The organism is Micromonospora sp. NPDC047670 (assembly GCF_043204915.1).
Lineage (GTDB): Bacteria > Actinomycetota > Actinomycetes > Mycobacteriales > Micromonosporaceae > Micromonospora.
In genome coordinates, this window is sequence record NZ_JBIDDA010000007.1 from 112,045 (window position 1) to 129,163 (window position 17,119).

General features: G+C 75.6%; 15 protein-coding genes. 10 read left to right on the forward strand and 5 right to left on the reverse strand.

Annotated elements, in window-relative coordinates:
* Positions 1-27: 27 nt before the first annotated feature.
* From ACGF7U_RS18835 to ACGF7U_RS18845, 3 genes are all read right to left on the reverse strand, one after another.
* A complete protein-coding gene (locus ACGF7U_RS18835; protein ID WP_393108216.1) occupies positions 28-651 on the reverse strand; it encodes a TetR/AcrR family transcriptional regulator in 624 nt (207 codons plus the stop codon).
* Between the two features lie 103 nt (positions 652-754).
* Positions 755-3,610: a hypothetical protein gene (locus ACGF7U_RS18840; RefSeq protein WP_393108218.1), complete on the reverse strand. Its 2,856-nt coding sequence runs from the start codon at positions 3,608-3,610 to the stop codon at positions 755-757.
* A gap of 3 nt (positions 3,611-3,613) precedes the next feature.
* Positions 3,614-5,401: an HSP90 family protein gene (locus ACGF7U_RS18845; RefSeq protein ID WP_393108220.1), complete on the reverse strand. Its 1,788-nt coding sequence runs from the start codon at positions 5,399-5,401 to the stop codon at positions 3,614-3,616.
* A gap of 117 nt (positions 5,402-5,518) precedes the next feature.
* Between ACGF7U_RS18845 and ACGF7U_RS18850 the strand changes: the two genes are divergently transcribed.
* A complete protein-coding gene (locus ACGF7U_RS18850) occupies positions 5,519-6,850 on the forward strand; it encodes an MFS transporter (RefSeq protein ID WP_393108222.1) in 1,332 nt (443 codons plus the stop codon).
* 47 nt (positions 6,851-6,897) lie between these two features.
* Here the strand turns inward: ACGF7U_RS18850 and ACGF7U_RS18855 are convergent, their stop codons facing one another.
* The gene (locus ACGF7U_RS18855) at positions 6,898-8,058 is read right to left on the reverse strand and encodes an FAD-dependent oxidoreductase (protein ID WP_393108224.1); all 1,161 of its coding nucleotides are present in this window, start codon (positions 8,056-8,058) and stop codon (positions 6,898-6,900) included.
* 108 nt (positions 8,059-8,166) lie between these two features.
* Here ACGF7U_RS18855 and ACGF7U_RS18860 point away from each other — a divergent pair, with 108 nt between their 5' ends.
* From ACGF7U_RS18860 to ACGF7U_RS18890, 7 genes are all read left to right on the forward strand, one after another.
* On the forward strand, positions 8,167-8,745 hold the full coding sequence (locus ACGF7U_RS18860; RefSeq protein ID WP_393108226.1) for a TetR family transcriptional regulator: 579 nt from the start codon (positions 8,167-8,169) through the stop codon (positions 8,743-8,745).
* A 94-nt stretch (positions 8,746-8,839) separates the two neighbouring features.
* A complete protein-coding gene (locus tag ACGF7U_RS18865) occupies positions 8,840-9,385 on the forward strand; it encodes a SigE family RNA polymerase sigma factor (protein ID WP_393108228.1) in 546 nt (181 codons plus the stop codon).
* Positions 9,382-10,560 carry a hypothetical protein gene (locus ACGF7U_RS18870; RefSeq protein WP_393108230.1) on the forward strand — a complete coding sequence of 393 codons (1,179 nt, stop codon included), beginning with the start codon at positions 9,382-9,384 and terminating at the stop codon, positions 10,558-10,560. Before ACGF7U_RS18865 ends, ACGF7U_RS18870 begins: the two co-directional genes overlap by 4 nt.
* Before the next feature lie 69 nt (positions 10,561-10,629).
* Entirely contained in the window at positions 10,630-11,319 is a 690-nt protein-coding gene (locus tag ACGF7U_RS18875; RefSeq protein WP_393108232.1) for a response regulator, read from the forward strand.
* A 90-nt stretch (positions 11,320-11,409) separates the two neighbouring features.
* Positions 11,410-12,348: an ABC transporter ATP-binding protein gene (locus tag ACGF7U_RS18880; RefSeq protein ID WP_393108234.1), complete on the forward strand. Its 939-nt coding sequence runs from the start codon at positions 11,410-11,412 to the stop codon at positions 12,346-12,348.
* Positions 12,348-13,094, forward strand: a complete 747-nt coding sequence (locus tag ACGF7U_RS18885) for an ABC transporter permease (RefSeq protein ID WP_393108236.1) — start codon at positions 12,348-12,350, stop codon at positions 13,092-13,094. The genes ACGF7U_RS18880 and ACGF7U_RS18885 overlap by 1 nt, the downstream gene beginning before the upstream one ends.
* Positions 13,095-13,155: 61 nt before the next feature.
* The gene (locus ACGF7U_RS18890) at positions 13,156-14,289 is read left to right on the forward strand and encodes a sensor histidine kinase (RefSeq protein WP_393108238.1); all 1,134 of its coding nucleotides are present in this window, start codon (positions 13,156-13,158) and stop codon (positions 14,287-14,289) included.
* Positions 14,290-14,306: 17 nt separating this feature from the next.
* Here the strand turns inward: ACGF7U_RS18890 and ACGF7U_RS18895 are convergent, their stop codons facing one another.
* A complete protein-coding gene (locus ACGF7U_RS18895; RefSeq protein WP_393108240.1) occupies positions 14,307-15,209 on the reverse strand; it encodes a sulfurtransferase in 903 nt (300 codons plus the stop codon).
* 116 nt (positions 15,210-15,325) lie between these two features.
* Between ACGF7U_RS18895 and ACGF7U_RS18900 the strand changes: the two genes are divergently transcribed.
* Positions 15,326-15,853: an RNA polymerase sigma factor gene (locus tag ACGF7U_RS18900; protein WP_393108242.1), complete on the forward strand. Its 528-nt coding sequence runs from the start codon at positions 15,326-15,328 to the stop codon at positions 15,851-15,853.
* Positions 15,846-17,102: a hypothetical protein gene (locus tag ACGF7U_RS18905; protein ID WP_393108244.1), complete on the forward strand. Its 1,257-nt coding sequence runs from the start codon at positions 15,846-15,848 to the stop codon at positions 17,100-17,102. Before ACGF7U_RS18900 ends, ACGF7U_RS18905 begins: the two co-directional genes overlap by 8 nt.
* Positions 17,103-17,119: the final 17 nt, after the last annotated feature.

Below are 17,119 nucleotides of genomic sequence, written 5' to 3' on the forward strand. Positions count from 1 at the left end.
TGACGAGTCGCCCACCCGTCTCGCGGATCAGGGGTTGGGGTGGGCCAGGAGGGCGGCCAGGGTGGCGCCGCGCAGCAGCTCGGCCCGGCGGCGCCGGTCCACCTCACCGCCGAGGAACGGCGTCGAGTTCATCAGGCCGAACGCGGCGTGGGCCAGCACCCGCGCCTCGCCGTCGGGCATGTCCGGGTGCAGCGCGGTCAGCACCGTCACCCACTGCTCGACGTAGAGCCGCTGGAGCCGACGGATCCGGCGCCGGGGCTCGTCGGGGAGACGGTCCAGCTCGTGCAGGTGCAGGGCGATCACCGCCGGGTTGGCCAGCGCGAAGTCGACGTGGAAGTCGATCAGCGACTCCAGCGCGCCGCGCGGGTCGTCGGGGTGGCCGGCGGAGCGCTCCTGGCCACCGGCGAGCAACTCCTCGCTGACCGGGATCAGCGCGGCGACCAGCATGGCCTCCTTGCCGGCGAAGTGGTGGTAGAGCGCCGGCCCGGTGACCCCGGCGGCCGCACCGATGTCGTCCATCGAGACGCCGTGGTAGCCCCGGGAGGCGAAGAGGCCGACCGCGATCTCCAGGATCTCGTCCTTGCGGGACCGACGCCGGCCCGACCCCGCGGCGCCGCTCGCCCTGCCCCGTGCCTGCTGCTCCACCGTCACCGGGCAAGCGTAGACCGAGTATGTGACGACGTGGAGGCTTGGTTACCCACCGGTCGCCTCCGTCCGGGCCGGGTGCCGGGAACCCGGCCCGGACGGCGCAGCCTCAGTGCTCGTGATCCAGGCCGTACTCGTCCCGCAGGGCGGCGGCCTCGGCCGGGCGGTCCAGCAGGTCCAGCGCCCGGGCCAGCAGCCAGGCGGCCTGCTGCACCGGGCGGGAACCGGCGGGCAGCCCGCCGAGCACCTCCCGCAGCAGCGGCTCCGCCGCGGCCGGCCGGTCCAGCCGCAGCAGCAGCTCGCCGGTGAGGACCTCCACCTGCGCGGCCTCGCCGAACGCCTCGATCGACCGGAGCCGGGCGGGCACCCCGGCCAGCCGGTCGTACGCCTCGGCCTCCCGGCCGTGGGCGATCAGCACCCGGGCCCCGGCCTCGGCCGCCAGGGCCAGCTCGTACGTGACCGGCGGCGGCTCGTCCGGCTGCCCGGCCAGCCCCGCCGCCAGCTTGTCCAGCACCTCGACGGTGCGCAGGGCCGCCGCCACGTCACCGGACCAGAGCTGCGCGTACGCCTCCCGGCGGCGGGCCCGGAACTCGTCGACCGGCAGGTCGGCCTGCCGGTACGCGGTCGCCGCCGCCGCGAACCGGGCCGCCGCCAGCGCGTCCCGGTCGGCGTCGTAGAGGATCCCGCCGGCCTCCTCCAGCACCTGCGCCCGGTGCGGGAGGTTGTCCGGGCCGTCCAGGTTCACGGCGAGCTGCTCCAGCAGGGCGAGCGCCGGGTCGATCTCGCCCAGCCCTTCGTAGACGCCCGCCAGCAGGTGCCGGCACCGGTCCGCCTCGGCCTGCGCGCCGAGCCGGTCGAGCCCGAGCACCGCCTCCTCCGCGACCTCCGCCGCCTCGCCCAGCCGACCCGCGACCCGGTACGCGTTCGCCAGCTCCCAGCGCAGGAAGGCGTCCCCCTCGGCGCCCCGCTCGACGCAGAGCGTCACCGCCTCCGCGAAGTCGTCCACCGCGTCGGCGGCCCGGCCGGCGGCCATCAGCGCCCTTGCCCGGGCGACCCGCACCGGCAACCACGCCTCGGCCGGCGCCACCCGCAACGCCTCGTCGCAGGCGGCGACCGCCTCGGCCGGGTCGTCGGCCGTACGGGCGTACGTGAGGCAGGCGGCCGTGGTGACGTCGCCGAGACCGAGGTCCCGGCCGAGGTCGCGGGCGCGGGCGGCGGTCTCGTGGGCGTCCGCCGCCCGGTCGAGCTGTTCGAGCAGGTGGGCCCGGTGCAGCGCGATCCGGGCGGCCAGCCAGGGGTCGCCGCCGGCGTCGGCCGGCACCCGGTCGAGGACGTCGACCGCCTCCGACCAGCGCTCCCGGTGCATCAGCGCCAGCGCGACCCGGCCCAGCCCGGCGGCCCGCTGCCGGTCGTCGCCCCGCCGGTCGAGTACGTCGGCGGACGCCCGAACCAGTTCCAGCCCCTCGTCCGCGCTCTCGTCGGCCATGGCCAGCAGCACGCCGAGCCGCCCGGCGACGATCTGCCCGCGGACCTCGTCGCCCAGCTCCCGGTACGCGGCGAGCGCCGCCCGGTGGGCCGCGACCGTGGCCGGCACGTCCTCCCCGTCGCCCAGCTCGGCGGCGCGCAGCTCCAGGCGGTGGGCCGCCGTCGGCGCCGGGAGGTCTCCGGCGCCGAACCGGTCGTCCCAGGCGGCCAACGCGGCCCCGAACGCCGCGCGGTCGTGGCGGCGCAGCCGCTCCTCGGCGAAGTCGAGCAGCGCGTCGGCATCGGCGTCGGCCGGCACCGGCACGGTGGCGGCGGCACCCGGCGCCGGGGCGCGGTCGGCGGCCGGGCCGGCGCTTCCCCGGACGGGGCGACGACGCAGGCTGGCCGAGAGCGGCAGGTGCTCGCCGGTCGGCTCGGCCGCGAGCCGCCGGGCGATCCACTCCGACTGGTACGAGGTGCCGTTGCGGGCGTCGAACCGGGCGGCCAGCGCGGTCGCCGTCGCGGTCAGCTCGGCGGCGAGCGCCGACGCCGCGACCTCGCCGGCCGGCCGGTCGCCGGCCGCCCGCCGGTAGACGGTCAGCTCGCCGGCCCGGCGCAGCGCGGCGGCGCCGGTCGCGGCGAAGTGCATGGCGGCGGCCGGCGAGGGTGCCCGGTCGAGCCAGTCGAGGTGGCGCTCGACGATCTCCACCGCGCGGGCGTCGTTGCCGGTCAGCGTGCAGAACTCGACGTGGTTGCCGATGTCCCACAGGTCCGACAGGTTGCCCCGCAGCCGGCGGTAGGCCTCCCGGTGGGCGTCGCGTGCCTGCTCCGGGCGGCCCGTGTGCAGGTAGGGCAGCAGCAGCGCGGTGAGGATGGCCTGCGGCTGCTCGGTGCAGCTGAGCCGGCCGGCGAGGACCGGCTCGGCCAACGCGACCGCCTCGGCGTGCCGGCCGGTGTCCGCGAGGTACTGCACCTGGGTGGTGGGGTCGCAGCCGGCGCAGTCGGAGAGCTGGTCGCGGGGGGTGGTCTGCCAGAGCCGGTACCAGTGCGCGGCGGCGTCGGCGTCGCCCAGATGGTCCGCCACCTGGAACCGGTGCTTGTGGACGGCCTGGAGGCTGTGGCCGCCCTCGCGGTAGCGGCGCTCCATGTCGTCGAGCACCGCGTTGGCGCGGTCCAGCGGGATCTCGGGGAACCGCAGCAGGCCGGTGACCATGTACTTGAAGTGCCAGAGCAGCTGGTGGGCGTAGCGCTCGTGGTAGGGCTGCGGGTCGCGGTCGAACTCGGCCAGGCACCAGGAGAAGGTGACGAAGGACTTGGCCGGCTCGCCGCCGTAGACGTACGCGGTGGTGGCCTGCATGCGGGCGACGAAGGCGAGCTCCCGGTCGTCAGCGGCGTCCACCCGGCGCAGCAACTGCTCCGTGGCGGCGATCTGCCCGGCGCCGTACGGCATGTTGTCGACCTCGCGGAGCACCCGCCACAGGTCCTCGTCTTCCCTGCTCATCGCTCACTCCTGTCCCGGCACGGCCCGGCCGAGCAGGCCGAGGAAGGAACTGTTCAGCAGCGCGGCGTCGGCCGCGCGGATCGGATGGTGCCCGAGCAGCAGCGCCTGCCCGTAGAGCGCCTCGACGGCCAGCCCGGCCAGCTCCGGGTCGGTCAGCGTGGTGACCCGGCGCACCAGCGGGTTGCGGTGGTTGAGCACCAGCTGCGGGCGGTCCGGCGGAGCCGAGGCGGCCAGCGCGTCCAGCACCCCGCCCCACAGCTCGTCGGCCCGGTCCCGGCTCGCCGCGAGCTGGTCGTTGAACGCCGCCGACCGGCTGACCAGGTAGAGCGCCGGCAGCGAGACCGGGTCGTACGCCCGGACCACCACCTCGCAGCCGAGTCGCTCCAGGGCCCGCTGCGCACCGGTGAGGAACGGCCGCAGGGCCAGCTCGACCTGCGGGTCGAGGCTCTCGAAGCGGGTGGTCAGATCGCTGGGCTCCAGCCGCTCGATCAGCACCGAGCGGTCCACCGTCGGCAGCCGCTCGATCAGCTCCGTGTCGTAGGTGTACCCGCCGTTCACCACCGCCAGGTCCTGCGCGGCGGCGACGGCGGCGAGCTGGCGGAACTCGTCCAGGCTGGCCGCGTAGCGGACCACCCCGTGCCGCTGCCGGAACTCGGCCAGGGTGAGCGTGCCCACGTTGGTGTCCATCGGCCACCACTGGTCGACCAGGCGCAGCATCTCGTCGTCGTGCAGAGCGAGCGCCTTCACCCCGAGGTGGTGCACCTGGAGGAACTCGGCGAGCCGCCGCGGGTCGTGCTTGGCGAGCCGGACCAGCCACCCGCGCACCTGGTCGCCGAGGGCCTCCCGGGTGGCGGCGAGCAGGCTGTCCTCGTACAGCGCCTCCCGGCTGGCCGTCGGCCGCAGCTCGGTGGCGTCCACGACGCAGTGCGCGAAGAAGGCCCAGTCCGGCAGCAGCCCGTCGGCGTGCTCGGTGAGCAGCATCCGCTTGAGGTGGACCCGGTGGCCGGCCCGGGCCGCCGGGTTCACCGCGTTCGGCAGGATGAAGGCGGCCCCGGTCAGGCCGGCCTCCGGCACCGACAGCGGCAGCACGTCGAAGGGGTCGAAGCCGAGCGTCTCCCGCGCGTAGCGAACCAGCGCGGCCCGGTCGACCGGCGCGCCCGGGGTCGTCGGCCAGGGCGGCGGGCCGGCGGTGGTCACCACGTCGCCGACGCGGACGGTGACCGGCAGCAACGAGCCGTAGAGCCGGGCCAGGTCGACCACGGTCGGGGTGCCGAACCACTGGTCGGCGTCGCGGCGCGGCACCAGCGTCACCGTGGTGCCCGGCTCGGCCCGCCCGGCGCCGGGCGCGGCCAGCTCGACCGCGTACCGGCCGTCGGAGTGGCCGGTCCAGTGCACCGTCGGGTGGTCGCCGTGCCGGGTGACGACCCGGATCTCGTCGGCCACCAGGAAGCAGGAGAGCAGGCCGATGCCGAACTGGCCGAGGAACTCGTGCCGGGAGAAGCCCAGCTCGTCACGCTTGGAGCTGCGGCCGATGGTGGCCAGCAGCTCGTGCACCTGCGCCTCGGTCAGGCCGATGCCGGTGTCGTGCACCCGCAGGGTGCCGTCGCCGGTCAGCTCCGGGGGCTCCACGCGCACCAGCGCGGGCGCGTCGGGGTCGGCCGCCCGGCGCGCGGTGATCGCGTCGACGGCGTTCTGCAGGAGCTCACGGACGTAGACCCGCGGGCTGCCGTAGAGGTGGTGACTGAGCAGGTCGACCACGCCACGGAGGTCGACCTGGAAGGTGTGGTCCACGCTGGAGTGCTCCCCGGTCCGATGCCGGCGACCACCGTACCGATGATCACCGACACGCGCGGCCCCCTTTCCGGGCAACTTGACCCTCGACCCGGTCGAGCCCCGAGGCTCGCCGTCATGACCGCACCACCGCTCGGCCGCGACTACCGGCTGCTCTGGTCCGCCGCCGTCTCCTCGCGCCTGGGCGACGCCCTGCGTACGCCCGCCCTGGCGCTGCTGGCCGCGACGCTGACCCGCGATCCCCGGGTGATCGCGGCGGTGACCGTGGCGGGGCAGCTCCCGCCGCTGCTGTTCGGCCTGCTCGGCGGCGTGTACGCGGACCGCTGGGACCGCCGCCGGACGATGGCGGCGGTGGACGTGCTGCGCGCCGCCGTGGTGGGCGGGCTCGCGGTTGTCGTGGCCGTCGACCGGGCGGGCGTCGCGGTGCTGGTGGCGGCGGCGTTCCTGCTCGCCGCGCTCGGCACCCTCTTCGACGCCGCCGCGTTCGCGATGCTGCCGTCGGTGGTTCCGCCGGCCGCCCTGCCCCACGCCAACGGCCGCCTCCAGGCCGGCACGGCGGTGGCCGGCGGCTTCCTCGGCGCCCCCGCCGCCGGGGTGCTCTTCGCCCTCGCCGCGCCACTGCCGTTCGCCCTCGACGCCCTGACCTTCGCCGCCGCCGCCCTGCTCACCCTCGCCCTGCGCCCCACCCCACCCTCGCGATCTCGCGCTTCGTGCCCCGACGAACCCGCCCACCAGCAGCGGCGCGAGGGCCACGACGGCAAGGTCGCGGAGGGTGGGCGGGGGCGGTCGGTGTGGCGGGAGGCCGCCGATGGGCTGCGGTTCGTGCGGGGGGACCGGACGCTGTGGCGGCTCACCGTGCTGACCGCCGGGAGCAACCTGGCCATCAGCGGACTGCTGGCGGTGCTGGTGCTCTACGCGCTCGACGTGCTGCGGGTGCCGCCGGCCGGGTACGGGCTGTTCGCCGCGGGGGCGGTCCTCGGCGGGCTGGCCGGTGGGCTGGGGGCGGGTCGGCTGGCGGCCCGGCTCGGCACGGTGCCCGCGCTGCGCGCCGTGCTCGCCGTCCAGGCCGCCGCGCTGGCCGGGCTCGCGCTGGCCCGACACCCGGTGCCGGGCGGGCTGGCGCTGGCCGTCTTCGCCGCCGGCACCACCGTGTGGAACAGCCTCTGGGCCACGTACGGGCAGCGCCACGTGCCGGCCGGCCTGCTCGGCCGGGTGGGGTCTGCCCAGCGGATGGTCGGCCTGCTCACCGCGCCGGTCGGGGCGGCGCTCGCCGGCCTGGGCGGCGCGGCGTACGGGGTGGGGCCGGTGGCGGCGGCGGTCGCGGGGGTCTTCGCGCTGGTCACCCTCGCGGCGTGGCGGGTGCTGCGACCCGCCGCGCCGGTGTCGCCCGCCGTCCCGCCCACCACCGCCGCGACAGCAGGCCGGCCAGGGCGGCGCCCGTCGCGTTGAGCAGGACGGCGCCCCAGTCCCGCCACACCTGCCCCCACCGGGGCAGGCTAGCGGGGCGTCCGCTCGCGGTGGCTCAGGCCGGAGAGGCGCATCGCGAACCGGTGCCGGGCCGGCGGCGCGGCGGAGAGCAGCCGGAGCAGCAGGTCCCGGGCGGGCCGGCGGGACGGGGGCAGGGTGGCCAGCCGGGTCAGCCGGTCGGCGAAGCCGGCCACCTCCTCCGCCAGCGGGCGGCGCCGGGCCGCGTACCCGTCGAGGAGCGTGTCGGGGCCGCCGGCGAGCACGTCGGCGAGGGTCTCGCCGAGGTCCACGGCGTCGCAGACGCCGAGGTTCATGCCCTGCCCGCCGGCCGGGCTGTGCACGTGCCCGGCGTCCCCGGCGAGCAGCACCGGACCGGCGCGGAAGGTGTCGGCGATCCGATGGCGCAGCCGGAACCGGGAGGCCCACAGCACCTCCCGCACCCGGTCGGGGCGCCGGGTCGGGCCGCGCTCGTCGAGCAGCGCCTGGAGGTGGGCGGCGTCGGGCTCGGGTGGCGCGTCGGCCACCGCCGCGACCAGCCGGACCACCCCGTCGGGCAGCGGCGCCCAGACGAGCGGGCCGGACCGGGCGAGGAAGAGGGACACCTCGTCGCGGGGCAGCGTGCTGGTCACCCGGACGTCGGCCAGGACGAACGACTCCTCGCCGCCGGCCGGGCCGGTGAAGCCGATGCCGGCCCGCTCCCGCACGGTGCTGTGCATGCCGTCGGCGCCGACGAGGTAGCGGGCCCGCACCGTCGTCCCGGCGAAATCGGCGAGGACCCCGGCGCCGTCGCGGCACAGCCCGGTCAGCTCGTGCGCCCGCAGCACCCGCACGCCGTGGGCGGCCAGCTCGGCGGTGAGCACCGATTCGGTCACCGACTGGGACACCATCAGCGCGTAGGCGTGCCGGGAGGGCAGGGTGCCAAACGGCAGGGTGAGCAGCACCCGGTCGCGGTCGCGGACGGTGAACCCCGGCGAGCGAAGGCCCCGGGCGACCAGCGGCGCGCCGACGCCGATCCGGTCCAGCACCTCCAGGGTGTACGCGTGCACGACCGCCGCCCGGGAGGTCACCGGCGGCCGGTCCAGCCGGTCGACCACCGTCACCCCGACCCCGCGCCGCGCCAACGTCAGCGCGGCGGCCAGCCCGGTCGGGCCGGCCCCCACCACCAGTACGTCCGTGCTCGTGGGCAACATGGCCACCTCCATCGCCGTCGATGCCAACAGGTGTTGGCCAACTGTTGTTGGCAACGCTAGGCCGCCCGCCGCTGGTATGTCAACAGGCGTTGGCATACGGTTGTGGGCATGACCGAGGCAGCGCAGACCCGCCCCCGCCGTTCCGACGCCACCCGGGCGGCGATCCTGCGGGCCGCCCGCGAGCGCTTCGCCGCCGACGGCTACGACCGGGCGACCATCCGGGCCATCGCGGCGGACGCGCGGATCGACCCGTCGATGGTGATGCGCTACTACGGCAGCAAGGAGGGGCTCTTCGCGGCGGCGGCCGAGTTCGACCTGCGGCTGCCCGAGCTGACCGGCGTACCGGCCGGGCGGCTCGGCGAGCTGCTGGTCCGGCACTTCGTGGACCGCTGGGAGGGCGACGAGACGATGGTCGCGCTGCTGCGTACCGCCGCCACCAACCCGGCCGCGGCCGAGCGGATGCGTGACATCTTCGCCGGCCAGCTCGCCACGGCGGCGGCCCGGGTCGCCCCCGACCCGGCGGAGGCCCCCCGGCGGGCCGGGCTGGTCGCCAGCCAGATGCTCGGCCTGGCGCTGACCCGGTACGTGCTGCGGCTGCCCCCGATGGTCGACGCGGACCCGGCCGAGCTGGTCGCCTGGATAGCGCCGACCGTCCAGCGCTACCTGCGCGGCACGCCCGACGCCTGACCGCCACGGCGACGCCGGCTCGGGCCGCCCAACCTTTTCCGGGTCCCCGTGCGTCTGCCTGGTGACGCCGAACGGTCGGCCGGAGGGAGGGCGGATGGGACCGGCGACGACCGACGACGGGCGCGACAGCTACGTCACCTTCGTCGAGTGCCACCAGCACCGGCTGCTGCGCGCGGCCTACCTGGTCTGCGGCAACCGGCACCAGGCCGAGGACCTGCTCCAGGACGCGCTGCTCAAGCTCGCCCTGCGCTGGCCCGCCGTGCGCAACGGCGACCCGGCCGCGTACGTGCGGGCCATCCTCTACCGCGACGCCGTCTCCTCCTGGCGGCGGCGGCGCCGGGAGTGGCTCAGCGCGTACCCGCCGGAGCGGGCGACGCACGAGGGAGACGGGACGCTGCGGCTCGCGCTGCGCGACGCGCTCGGCCACCTGCCGCCCCGGCAGCGGGCGGTGCTGGTGCTGCGCTACTTCGAGGACCTCACCGAGGCGGCCACCGCCGAGGCGCTCGGCGTCACCGTCGGCACCGTGAAGAGCCAGTGCCACGCGGCGCTGCGCCGGCTCCGCGAGGTCGCGCCGGAACTGGGCCACGACGAGGGACGGCCCGGCGACGGCCTGGTCACCGGGATGGAGGTGAACCCGTGAGGGAAGAGGAGCTGCACCGACTGCTCACCGTCGCCGCCGAGGACGTCCGGCCGTCGCGCCCGGCGGTGGCCGGCTGGGAGCGGGCCCGCCGCGTCCGCCGCGCCCGCCGGGCCGCCGGCGCCGCCGCCGTGGCGGTCGCCCTGCTCACCGGCGGCACGGCGGTGGCCCTGCGCCCGACCGACCCGCCGCCACCGGCCACCGCGACGCCCGGCCCCACCCACAGCGCTCCACCCGTGCAGCGGCCACCGGCCGAGCTGAGCTACCCCGGCGACCCGCTGGGCCGGCTCGGCGACCCGGTCTCCGCGACGCTCTCGGACCGCCCGGTACGCCGGGCGCTGGCCCTCTACCAGCCAATCGACCGCGACACCGGCGCGGAGAGCCCGATCCGGGTGCTCGGCGACGACGGGCTCGTCCGCGAGCTGGACGTCGTCACCCCGGCCCGCACCCGCGACGCCGACGGCAACGAGGCGGTCCCCCTCAAGACGGGCAGCCTCTCGCCGGACGGGCGGACGGCCGCCTTCGCCCAGACCGGCCAGGTGATCGTGGTCGACCTCACCACCGCGGCGGTCCGCCGGTTCCCGCTCCCCGGCTACCTGGAGCACGCGCTCTGGTCCTACGACCGGCTGCTCGTCGGCGACGACGACACCACGTACGAGGTGGACCCGGACACCGGTGCCAGCCGGCAGATCCCGGTATCGCCCTGGAATGTGGTCGTGCCCGACCCGGGCGGGCGGCCGGACCTCCTGCTGGAGCTGGGCGGCCCGCCCGAGGGCCTGATGCTGCACCGCGTCGCCACCGACGAGCGGGGACGCGGACAGGACCGGGTGCCCGTCGGCACCTCCGTGCTGCCCCCGGCCCACCGCGTCGACGAGTTCTACGGGCGCGGCTGGCTGCGCGGCGAACGGCTCGCCCGGGCCGGCTGGATCAGCGCCGGCAACACCAGCGGGCTGGAGGGGGTCGCGGTGCTGGACGCCCGTACCGGCGCGGTGACCCACCTGCTCGACCTGGGCCGGGACGTCTGGAAGGGCTGCTGCGAGGTGCTCGGCTGGGACGGGGAGGGGGCGGTGCTGCTGCGCCACAACCCGGGCGGGCTGCTGCGCTGGCGGCCGGAGACCGGCGAGGTCACCGGCGTCACCCGGGACCTGTACGGCGCGGTGTCGCTCGCCGCCCGCTGACCGGGCCGTCCCCGGCCGCCGTGGGGCCCTCTCCCCGGCGCGCCTCCGCCGCCTCGTACCGTGGCCGCCATGACGGACGCCTCGGTCGGAGACCGCGCCCCCGACCCGGCCGCCCCCGACGCCGCCACCACCCGGTCGGCCGGTCCTGCGGCACCGGTGAGGATCCTGCTGGCGGAGGACCAGGGGATGATGCGCGGAGCGCTCGCCCTGCTGCTGGACCTCGAAGACGACATGGCGGTCGTGGCCCAGGTGGCCGAGGGCGACAGGGTCGTGCCGGTCGCGCTGGACGTCCGGCCCGATGTCGCGGTCCTGGACATCGAGCTGCCCGGTCGTACCGGGCTGGACGCCGCCGCCGAGCTGCGCACCCGACTGCCCGACTGCCGGGTGCTCATCGTCACCACGTTCAGCCGACCGGGTTACCTGCGCCGGGCGATGGAGGTCGGGGCGAGGGGATTCCTGTCGAAGGACGGCCCGGTCGACCAGCTGGCGGCGTCGATCCGGCGGGTGCTCGGCGGTGAGTCGGTGATCGACCCCGCGTTGGCGGCTGCCGCGCTCAGCGCCGGGCCGAGCCCGCTGACGGCCCGGGAGCGGGAGGTGCTGGCGGCGGGGCAGGGCGGCGCGACGGTGGCGGACATCGCGGTGAAGCTGTGGTTGTCGGAGAGCACCGTCCGCAACTACCTGTCGTCGGCCATCGGCAAGACCGGAGCCCGCAACCGTACGGAGGCGGCCCGGATCGCCGACGAACGCGGCTGGCTCTGACCGCACCGTCCGGGCAGTGACATTTGTCCTGCCAGGGTCCGGATATTTTCGTCTACAAGGCATCTGACCTGCGCTCGTAGCGTTCCTGGCATGACGGAGACAGGTGGTGCGGAACCGGTGGTGGCCTTTGCCGGCGCGGTCCGCACGTTCGGAGACGTACGAGCGGTCGCCGGGCTCGACCTCACGATCGGGCGGGGCGAACGGGTCGCGCTGCTGGGCCGCAACGGCGCGGGCAAGTCGACCTCGATCAGCCTGCTGCTGGGCCTGGACGAGCCGACCGCCGGCCAGGTACGCCTGTTCGGGGAGGCGCCGCAGCGGGCGGTACGCGCCGGGCGGGTCGGCGCGATGCTCCAGGACGCCAAGCCCGTTCCCCGGGTCAAGGTGCGCGAACTGGTGACCTTCGTGGCCGGCACCTATCCGAAGCCCATGCCGGTGGACGAGGCCCTGGCCCTGGCCGGGCTCGGCGAACTCGCCGGCCGGCGGGTGGACCGGCTCTCCGGTGGTCAGGCGCAGCGGGTCACCTTCGCCGTCGCCCTCGTCGGCGACCCGGACCTGCTGGTCCTCGACGAGCCGACCGCCGCGCTCGACGTGGCGGCCCGCCGCTCGTTCTGGCAGTCGATGCGCGCGCTCACCGGGCGGGGCAAGACCGTTCTCTTCTCCACCCACTACCTGGAGGAGGCGGACCAGAACGCCGACCGGGTCGTCGTCATCGACCGGGGTCGGGTCGTCGCCGACGGCACCGGCGCCGACATCAAACAGGCCGTCGGTGCCAGCGTCGTCTCCTTCGACCTCCAGGGCCGCCCGGCGCCCGCGGGTCTCGCGTCGTTGCCTGGCGTGCTCTCGGTGGCGGTCGTCGACGGCCGGGTACGCCTGTGGACGGCCGATTCCGACGCCACCGTCCACGCCCTGACCCAACGGGGACCGGTGCGGGGCCTCGAAGTGACCTCCGCCGGACTGGAGGACGCCTTCCTGGCCCTCACCTCTCCCACCGCCGCCCCCTCCGTCCCGACCCAGAAGGCAGGTTCCTGATGCTCGGCCAGATCGCCCCGGTGTACCAGTACGTCGGCCTGGAACTTCGCCGTACCTTCCGGGACGCCGGATTCGTCATCTTCGGCATCGGCACGCCCGTGCTGATGTACCTGATGTTCACCAACGTCGGCGGCGGCATCGACGGCTCCTCCGACTGGGCCGTCACGGCGATGGTGGGCCTGGCCGCGTACGGCGCGCTGAGCGCCGGGCTGACCGCCGGCACGGCGGTCGCCGAGGACAAGGCGGCGGGCTGGCTCCGGCAGCTCCGCATCACCCCGCTGACCGCGGCCCAGGCGGTCGCCGGGCGGACCGTGACCGGCTCCCTGGTGGTCCTGCCGACGATCCTGGTGGTGCTGCTCACCGGGGCGATCGTCAACGACGTACGCCTCGATCCCGGTCGGTGGTTGGGGCTGGCCCTGCTGCTGTGGGTCGGCTCGCTGCCCTTCACCGTGCTCGGCCTCGCCAACGGCTACGCCCTCTCCGCCCAGACCACCAACGTGGCCAACGTGGTGACCAACCTGGTGCTCGCGTTCGTCGGCGGCCTGTGGTTCCCGGTCTCGGAGTTCCCCGGCTGGCTGGCCGCAGTCGCCCGCTGGACGCCGGCCCACCGCCTGGGCGAGCTGGGCTGGGACACCACGCGGGGCGCCGTACCGGGCCTCGACACGGTTCTCGTGCTGGTCGCCTGGCTGGCGCTGTTCGGCGCGTACGCCGGCTACGCATACCGTCGGGCGAGCCGTCGCGCCTGACGACGGGACCGGGACGGTCGCCGCGAGACGTAACCACGAGCAGACAGGAGAGGGCCGAGACATGCGGAGGTTCCGGTGGCCGGGCGCGGACGCGGAAGCCCACAAGCTGCCCGAGCTGACCAGCGGGCGGGCCTTCCTGCCGTGGCTGATGCTGACCGCCGGCGCCGTCGCCGATCTCGTCCGGGTCGACGTGCCCCTGCCCTGGCTGGCCGGGGCCGGCCTGCTGACCTTCGTGGCTCTCTACGTCACGGTGACGTTCCGGGCGTTCGGCTCCCGCCGCCGTACGCACCGGACCACGCTGGGCCTGCTCGCCGCCCAGGCCGTCGTCACCTATCCGCTGGCCCTGGGGTACGGCGGTAGCTGGATCCAGCTGTTCATGCCGTTGGCGCTGGCCTGCGGCACCGTGCTCCGTGGTCAGCACCTCGTCCTGGCGCTGATCGTCCTGGGCGGGTCAGCCGGCGTGATCTCCGGGGAGCGGGACCACGACCCGTTGGCGGCGATGATCAACGGTTACGGCACCTTCGTCTCCGGCCTGGTGACGGCCGCGATCCTCGGCCTGGCCGCGACGACCGCGGAACTCCGCCGCACCCGGGAGGAACTTGCCCGGTCCGCGGTCGACCAGGAGCGCCTACGGTTCGCCCGCGACCTGCACGACCTGCTCGGGCACAGCATGTCTGTCATCGTCGTGAAGGCCGAGGCGGTGCGCCGGCTGGCCGAGCGGGACCCGGCGCGCGCGGCCGCCCAGGCGTCCGACATCGAGACCGTCGGCCGACAGGCCCTGACCGAGATCCGGGAGGCCGTCTCGGGCTACCGGGAGAGCAGCCTGGCCACCGAACTGGACCGGGCCCGGTCGGCCCTGACCGCGGCAGGCATGTCGGCGGACGTCCAGCTCTCCGGTCCACCGCTCGATCCGGAGTCCGAGGCGGTGCTCGGCTGGGTGGTGCGGGAAGCGACGACGAACGTCGTCCGGCACAGCGGGGCCACCCGGGTCGACATCGTCATGGCGCACACCCCACGGCAGATCCGGCTGGAGATCACCGACGACGGCACCGGCCCGCCGTCCTCCCGTCCGGCGGCCGGCTCCGGCCTCAAGGGCCTGGCGGAACGCCTCGCCCTGGTGGGCGGGTCGCTGGTGACCCAGGCCGGGCCGCAGGGCGGTTTCCGGGTGGTCGCCGAACTGCCGAAACCGACGTGACCCCGGTCGGGCCGGGGTCAGCTCGCGAGGCCGCCGGGCTGGTCGCCCTTCACGACGGGGGCCCGGACGAGGTTGCCCCACTCGGTCCACGAGCCGTCGTAGTTGCGCACCTGCGGGTAGCCCAACAGGTGCCGCAGCACGAACCAGGTGTGGCTCGACCGCTCGCCGATCCGGCAGTAGGCCACGATGTCGTCGTCCGGCGCGAGCCCGAGCTGGTCGGCGTAGATGGCGCGCAGCTCGTCGGGCGACTTGAACGTGCCGTCGTCGTTCGCGGCGGACTTCCACGGCTTGTTGACCGCGCCCGGGATGTGCCCGCCGCGCAGCGCGCCCTCCTGCGGGTAGTCCGGCATGTGCAGCATCTCGCCCGTGTACTCGCCGGGCGACCGGACGTCGACCAGCGGGCGGCCCGCCGCGACGTGCGCCATCACCTGCTCGCGGTAGGCCCGCAGCGGCGCGTCGTTGCGCTGCGGCACCGGGTAGTCGGCGGGCGGCCGGGCCGGCTTGTCCCGGGTCAGCTCGCGTCCCTCGGCGACCCACTTCTGCCGGCCGCCGTCGAGCAGCCGCACGTCCGGGTGGCCGAAGAGCGAGAACACCCAGAGGGCGTACGCCGCCCACCAGTTGAAGTTGTCGCCGTAGAAGACGACCGTGTCGTCCCGGCCGATGCCCTTGGCGGCGCACAGCTCGGCGAAGCGCTTCGCGTCGAGGTAGTCCCGGGTCACCTGGTCGTTCAGCTCGGTGTGCCAGTCCACCTTGACGGCGCCCGGGATGTGGCCGGTGTCGTAGAGCAGCACGTCCTCGTCGCACTCGACGACGACGAGGCCCTCGTCGCTGAGGTGCTCGGCCAACCATGCTGTGGTGACCAAACGCTGTGGGTCCGCGTACGACTGGAGTCGGGGATCAGGATCACTCGGCACAGACATGATCCCCAAGGTACGCCGCATCCCCGCGGACGGGACCGGCCCGCGAGAAACGGGTGCAGCGAACCACACGCCCCACGCGTGACTGTAGCGAACCCGCCGAGCACCGAGGATCGCCAATGACCGTACGGCAATCGACCGGGCCGTCCCCGACGGCCGGGCCAGCCGTGGACTTCACCGACTTCTACCAGGCCCACTTTCACCGCCTCGCGGTGCAGCTCTACGCGTACCTGGGAGACCACGCGGAGGCGCAGGACCTCACCCAGGAGGCGTTCTGTCGGGTGCTGGAGCGGTGGGACCGGATCAGCGCGTACGACGACCCCTCCGCCTGGGTGCGCCGGGTCGCCTGGAACCTGGCCACCAGCCGGCTGCGCCGGGTCCGTACCGCCGTCCGGCATCTGGCCCGCCAGCGGGAGGAGCACACACCCGGGCCGGAACCGGACCGGGTCGCGCTGAGCCGGGCGCTGGCCACCCTGCCCACCAACCAGCGGCGGGCCGTCGTGCTGCATTACCTGGCGCACCTGAGCGTCGCGGAGATCGCGGCGCAGGTGGATGCCCCCGAGGGCACCGTCCGCTCCTGGCTGTCCCGGGGCCGGACCGCCCTGGCCACCTACTTCACCGAGCGGCGGGAGGGCCACCGTGCGTGAGACCGCGCTGGACGAGATGTTCGCCGAGTTCGAGTCGGACGCGCTGACCACGTTCCGGCCCCCGGGCGTACCGGCCGCTCAGCGCCGCGTCCGCGAACGGCGGCGCAGGCGGGGCCTGCTGGCCGGCGTGGTCGCGCTCCTGCTGGCCGGGCCGGGCGGTGCGTTCGCCGTCGCCGGCAGGGGCGGGGAGCCCACCCCACCGACCCCGACGCCCACCGTGTCACCGCCCCCCACCACCACGCTTCCCGAACGGAGGGCCGCCCTGCCCGGCGCGCCCGGGACGCTGGCCGACCTGCACTTCGTCGACTCCCGGAACGGTTGGGCGCTCTTCGACACCTGCGACCCGAACGATCCGGGCGCGACCGGCTGCCGGCGGGCCGTCGGGCGGACCACCGACGGCGGGGCGACGTGGCGGCCGACGGCGGCGCTCGACGCCCCGACGGACTCGGCGCACCTGATGCCGGTCGACGAGCGGACGCTCACGGTGGCCGTCGGCGACTCGTACCTCGTCACCACCGACGGCGGCGCGACCTGGTCCCGCCACCCGGTCGGCTCCCCGCCGCCGGCCGCGCAGGCCGGCGTCGCGACCCGCAGCGGGTTCCTCGTCCGCTGCCCGGGATCCAGCGGGCTCGACGACGGCGCGAGGGGCACGACGTGCCGCCGCGCGGAGCTGGCGCGGGTCGGCTCCGGCCCTGTCCGGCCGCAGCCCCCGGTGGCCCTCACGTCGGAGACCGAAAGCCAGCTCGTCGAGGGCGGCGACGGGCGGCTCTGGCTGACCGTGCGCGACGGCGACCGGTTCACTGTCCTGGTCAACACCATCGGAGCGGCGACCTGGCGGAAGCTGTCGGCCGCGCCGGGGGCCGCACGGCTCCTGGTCTCCCCCGACGGCGCCGACGCCTGGCTGGTCACCGTCGCGGAAGGCGAGTTCGACGCAGCGGCCCCCGGGAAGGTGTGGCAGTGGGTCGGGGACCGTTGGGAACGGCGGCCGGACCTGCCCGACGACACCAACGACGTCGCCGCGGTCAACGGCGGCGTCCTCGCCGTCACCGGCGCCTACGGCAGCGTCGGGTTCTGGGCCGACGGACGCTACGTCGACTCGCCCGAGCTGCGCGCCGGGCTGACGGCCGGGACCGGCGACAGCCCATGGGTCGACGTGCTGCGCGACGACACGGTCGTCGTGGGCATCGGCTCCGCCCGGATCGTCGGCGTCGGCTCCGGGGCCGTCCGCACCTGGACCCGGATCTCCTGACCGCACGGCGGCGGGCT